At 62.6% G+C, this 5,012-nt stretch carries 4 protein-coding genes; 1 reads left to right on the top strand and 3 read right to left on the bottom strand.

The window, feature by feature from the left end; translation table 11 throughout:
• Window positions 1-649: 649 nt before the first annotated feature.
• The 3 genes from GY769_02710 to GY769_02700 form a co-directional block, all read right to left on the bottom strand.
• Window positions 650-2,722: a recombinase family protein gene (locus GY769_02710; protein ID MCP4200829.1), complete on the bottom strand. Its 2,073-nt coding sequence runs from the start codon at window positions 2,720-2,722 to the stop codon at window positions 650-652.
• A gap of 280 nt (window positions 2,723-3,002) precedes the next feature.
• Entirely contained in the window at window positions 3,003-3,461 is a 459-nt protein-coding gene (locus GY769_02705) for a helix-turn-helix domain containing protein (GenBank protein ID MCP4200828.1), read from the bottom strand.
• A 180-nt stretch (window positions 3,462-3,641) separates the two neighbouring features.
• Window positions 3,642-3,926: a hypothetical protein gene (locus GY769_02700; GenBank protein MCP4200827.1), complete on the bottom strand. Its 285-nt coding sequence runs from the start codon at window positions 3,924-3,926 to the stop codon at window positions 3,642-3,644.
• A gap of 50 nt (window positions 3,927-3,976) precedes the next feature.
• Here GY769_02700 and GY769_02695 point away from each other — a divergent pair, with 50 nt between their 5' ends.
• Window positions 3,977-4,561: a hypothetical protein gene (locus tag GY769_02695; GenBank protein MCP4200826.1), complete on the top strand. Its 585-nt coding sequence runs from the start codon at window positions 3,977-3,979 to the stop codon at window positions 4,559-4,561.
• Window positions 4,562-5,012: the final 451 nt, after the last annotated feature.

Raw genomic sequence — 5,012 nt, 5'->3', positions numbered from 1 at the left:
GACGCCGAGCGTCCGAATCTGACACCGATCTGCTGTGAAATACGTCACAGTGCGCCTAACTGGCTGAAAACAGGCTACTTGTGATTCGGAAGGCAGGTGATGGGGCTGCTGCCTCGGAATTCCTTTGAGCTTCAGCGAAGATTCAGGCGCCGGCAGACGTCTTATATCTCTTGAACCCTTGGCGAGCGTCCCCTCCCGACCGCGGCCGTCCCCCGGCGACCGTCAGGAGGACGTGTCGACGCTCGCCTCGATTTCAGGAGAAAGACATGGCGCAACGAGAGCCGAGATACGTCGAGCCCAGGACCCTCGTCGAGACGACCGACGTCGTCATCCAGAACCGCCACCTGCTGCGTCCGTCCGCAGAGATCAACGACCTCGTGGTCGGCGTGCTCGGGCGAGCACAACGCAAGTACGACATGACAGTGTGCGGCGTCGTGGCATTGTCCACGCACCTCCACGCTTTGTTGGTGCCCGAGGACGTCGAGCATCTGGCCCGCTTCGAATGTTTCGTGAACACGAATTTGAGCAAGGAGGTAGGGGGCGTCCACCGATGGCCTGGCAAGCTGTGGGCGGGCAGATACAAGCACGTGCCGGTGAGCTGGGAGGAGCCCGCTCAAGTCCGCCGGCTTGAGTATCTGCTCAGTCAAGGCTACGCTTCATACTGCACCTCGTCGCTAGTTCGTTCGAGTTCTCTGCATGTGGCCCGAAGGCGGTCTCGGACCTCTTCGGCGGTAAGACTGGGGTCGAGGGTCGGATCCTCGTAGCGACAATTCCTTCTCCCATAATAGTGGGCGTTGAGCAGATCGTGATGCTCCCAGCGCTTGAGCATCTCATAGCCCACATGTAGCTTGGCGGCCAGTTCCTGCGCCGTAAGGTGGCCCGCCTCGCGCAGGCGTCGGGATCGACTCTTGAGCTTGTAGGCTATGCGGAGGCTCTGGACGAGAGCCGGGTTGAAGCTCTGGCTCTTGGAAGGGCAGACACCGTTGCCGTTGAGCAGATCTGCGATCTCGCTCTCGGTATGGTGGTCGAGAAGCCGATCGATCTCTCGGATGATCTCGGGATCCGTCTTACTGAGCTCGATGAGGTTGAGGGGAACCGGCAAGGTCAAGGTCTTCATGGTGCCGCCTTTGAAGCGGACGTGCACGGTGATCTCGTCTCCACGCCGGAGGGTGACGTCTTCGACGAGCAACCGCGCCATCCGCTTGCGCTCTCGAGCGGGCGTCTGCGGATCGGCCCAGAGCCGGGAGAAGTCGCTGACCAAGGATCGGACCTTCGCCTTGAGCTCTTCGTCGAGGGGCTTGCGGTCCTCGGCGAGGCGGCGCTCAAACTCCTCCTCGGCGGCGACCAGGAACTGCAGCTTTTCGTTCCACTCCGCCTCCAGGCTGGCGACGACCAGCCGGTTGTCGGGATCGACCTGGAGGAAGCGTCGGCGAGCCAAGTCGGCTTCATAACGCGCCCGGTCGACCTGTTTTCGGCGCAACCGCTCCGCCTGCTCGAAGCGCTGTGCGAGTTCCTGCTGGACGCTCAAGGAGACCTCCAGGGTCATGGGGGTCATGAGCTCGACGAGAAGCTCACCGACCGCCTCGTCGACGCTCTTCCCATGGACGGTCTGACAGACGGGCTCCTCCTTGCGGGCGCACACGTAACCGGGAACCAGTTCCTCCTGTCTCCAGTGGTAATGAACGCCCATCTTGTGGCCACACTTGCCGCAGACCACGATCCCCTGCAGCAGTGCCGGACCTTCCCGGGGCGGGCTGCGGCGGTCGGCTCCGATCGCCTGCGCGTTCTGCGCCAGACGTCGTAGATTCTCCTCATACTCTTGTTGGGAGATGTAACCCTCGTGGGCGTCGGGAATCCACGCACACCACTCGTCCGCGGGTCGTTTTTGGCGCACGTAGCGCCCCTGCGGAGTCCTGTACTGGCGGGTCCTACCGTAACAATAGATGCCCGCGTACCGGGGGTTGTGGAGCACGCGCAGAACTGTGTTGACCCCAAGATCCTTCCACACCACCGGGAGCTTGTGCCGCGGTCCCCGAGCCGGCGCCCGGTGGGGGAATAGAATCTTTTCTTTGCGGAAGAATTTGGCGATTCCCAACGCCGAACCGACGCGGGGGAAGGTGGCGAAGAGCGTCTGGATCGCCTCCTGCACCTGGACATCGGGATCCAGAACCACCCGCGACTGCTCGTCATAGATGAAACCGATGGGCAGGGGAATGTTCAACTCGCCGCGCCGAGCCTTGTTCAAAAGGCCGCCCTGAAGACGTGACCGCAGGACATGCAATTCCGCCTCGGACATCGTGCCTTTCAAACCCAGCAGCAGACGATCGTTGAAGTGGGCCGGGTTGTAGATCCCATCTTCATCGAGAATCAGCGTGTCGGTCAGAGCACAGATCTCGAGTAACCGGTGCCAGTCCGCCGAGTTGCGGGCCAGCCGCGAGACCTCCAGGCCCATCACCAGCCCGGCATGCCCCAGACCGACCTCGCTGACCAACATCTGGAAACCGATCCGATCGGCGGTGGATCCGGATTGTCCCTGGTCGGAATCGACGACGATGATCTGCTCTTGGCTCCAGCCGAGTGCGCGAGCCCGGCCGCTGAGATCATACTGCCGGCGCGTGCTCTCGGTATGGTCGTTCACCTGGTGCAGTGTCGACTGCCGGATGTAGAGATAGGCACTACGTGTTAGATGACGTGCGGTCACCTTGTGGTGAGGGTCGGACATGAATGAAGCTCCTTTCGGGTCACGATCAGTTGTGTGAGGATTCGGGTCAGCTCACCCGCCAAGCCTCTGGGCAGGGGCGGCGCCTCGAGACGACGGGCGGGCGCAGGCGCGACGGTGGCGGTGAGGAACGACTGCACTCGCATCCAGCCCACCAAACCCTGGCGTAGGAAGACGCTGAGGCCGAGCCGTGAGCCGACCTCGTTCGACAGGACCTCTTGGCGCAGGTGCTCGTAGCGGTCGACGAGAAGCTCAGAGTCGAGCGTCTTGCCCTCTCGGTTGCTCAGGAGTTTTTTTTTCTGCGGGCCAAGGCGCGCTCGATCGTGCGCGGATGGACCTCCTTCTCGAAGCGGGTCCGCACCAGCTTGACCAGTTCCTCGGTCACCAGCGATGGATCCTCGATCCGAGCCTGCTCCAGTGCGTCGACGATCTCGGGCGTGAGCTTGTGGCCTGCCCGGGGGCCGCGTTTCTTGGGCACCAGGCCCACCAGGCCGTGCTGGTCGAACTGCCGCTGCGCTTCGTAGAAGGAAGGCCGCGAGAAGCCGAAGTTCTCGGCAGCGCCGCTCACCGTGCGTTGTTCGACCCGCACTCGGCGCAGCATCTCGTACTTGACTTGGATCAGATCCTGGGGGTCGAAGAACTCGCTGTTGTCGAACAACTCGTCCGTGACTCTGCCGGGATCTGGGTTCAGGCAGGCGCTCCGGCGTAGGCTCTCGGTCTTGTCGTCGCTCTTCTTTGTCATCGGTTTCATTCCCTAGCGGCGAATCGTGTGTAAAGACAATTATGCCTATACCTATGCGGCCTGTCAAGCCCCTTTCTCGAGAATCCTTGGGCGATTTGACGGAAAATCGCGAAAAGCAGATTCTCAGACTCTGAAACATCTGCCACCACGGCAGAATTATCCTTACATATGAGGCGTAATTCACTTGACACTCCTTTCTCTCTGACCCGCCCCACAAGGAGCCGGGTTCGTCCAACTCTCGATCAGGACGTGGAGGCGCAAGAGATCCTCGACCCGGAAATGTGCGCGGCTGGCAGAGATGGCGACAAAGGGCTCTGCCGCCGCCATGTCGGTCCAGTCAACCGGCATGCTCTCCAGGTGGCCGTGATCGTCATAGAAGTAGACGCGGTCGCCGCCGGTCCCTCGGATCCGACGGTCAGCCAAACGGAACTCGCGCCCATGGAGGGGATGGAAGGGGTGGGTCACCCGGAAGCGCGAACCGGATCCCAAGCAATCCGCCGCTGAACCGGGTGCAGTTGTCGACTCTGTCCCATGGGGTCAAAGAGGGGCTCGTCGACCGCGCTTTCCAGTGGCCGGGAGTGCACAGCGCCCTGGCGCTCGTCGAGGGCAAGCCGCTCATCGGCCACTGGTACGACCGGACCAAGGAGTACGCCGCGCGTCAGAGGAGCGAGGACGTCGATCCGGAGGAGTTCGCCACCGAGGAACGCCTGGTGCTCTCGCCGCTGCCGTGCTGGCAGCATCTTCCGGCGGCCGAAGTGCGACGCCGCGTGGCGGAAATCGTCGCGAAGATCGACGAAGAGGGCGCCAAGGAGCGCGAGCGCACGGGGCGCCGGTCGCTCGGGGTGAGGAAGATCTTGCGGGTGCGTCCGCACAAGCGCCCAAGGCGAGTCAAGAAGTCGCCAAAGCCGAGGATCCACGCGGCCACGAAGCGGGTGCTCGAACAGATCCGCGAGGCCCATGCGGAAGTGATGGCGGCTTTCCGTGAGGCGTCGGAGCGACTCCTGGCCGGAGACCGGGAAGCCGAATTTCCCGAGGGAACCTTCCCTCCCGGGCTTCCGTTCGTTCCGTTCGAGCCCCGATCGAGGGGGCACCCGGCCTGAGGCCGGGGCCGTCGAGCTCGACCGGACGAACTCCGCGGCCAAGGCCATCGTGACCCTTTGACATCCGGTGCAAAGTCAGTCGGGACGATGCTCCCGACTGGGGAGAGGTGTGTCTGGAGGAACCGAGAATGACGCCTCGTTCGCGCTCATGCTCGGCGAACGCGCCGCTCTTTGGCCCGTTTTCCCAGAAACGCCCGGCAGGTCAATGGCTGGTTAATGGCGTGACCCAATGGCTACGCCTCAGCTTGGAGCATGGCCTCTCCTTGCCTCGGAGGATTGAGGTATCCTGCCAGGAGGCTGCTTCGGCACGCGCGGTGGTTGGTCACCTGCTTGCGGCTGACGAAGATCCTGATCGCTCGCTGGCCAGCCGAGATACAGTCGCTCAGGCGATGTGTGATTTTTTTCTTGATGACCAGGCTCCACCGCCCCCCAATCTTCACGTGAGCCTCTG

This window comes from bacterium, assembly GCA_024224155.1.
GTDB lineage: Bacteria > Acidobacteriota > Thermoanaerobaculia > Multivoradales > JAHEKO01 > CALZIK01.
The sequence above is the reverse complement of the archived record's forward strand: the minus strand, read 5'-3'. Positions and strand labels throughout refer to the sequence as shown.

Excerpts from the sequence above, each read along its gene's own strand:
- GY769_02710 (MCP4200829.1), bottom strand. The coding sequence starts at position 2,722 with ATGTCCGACCCTCACCACAAGGTGACCGCACGTCATCTAACACGTAGT.
- GY769_02705 (MCP4200828.1), bottom strand. The coding sequence starts at position 3,461 with ATGACAAAGAAGAGCGACGACAAGACCGAGAGCCTACGCCGGAGCGCC.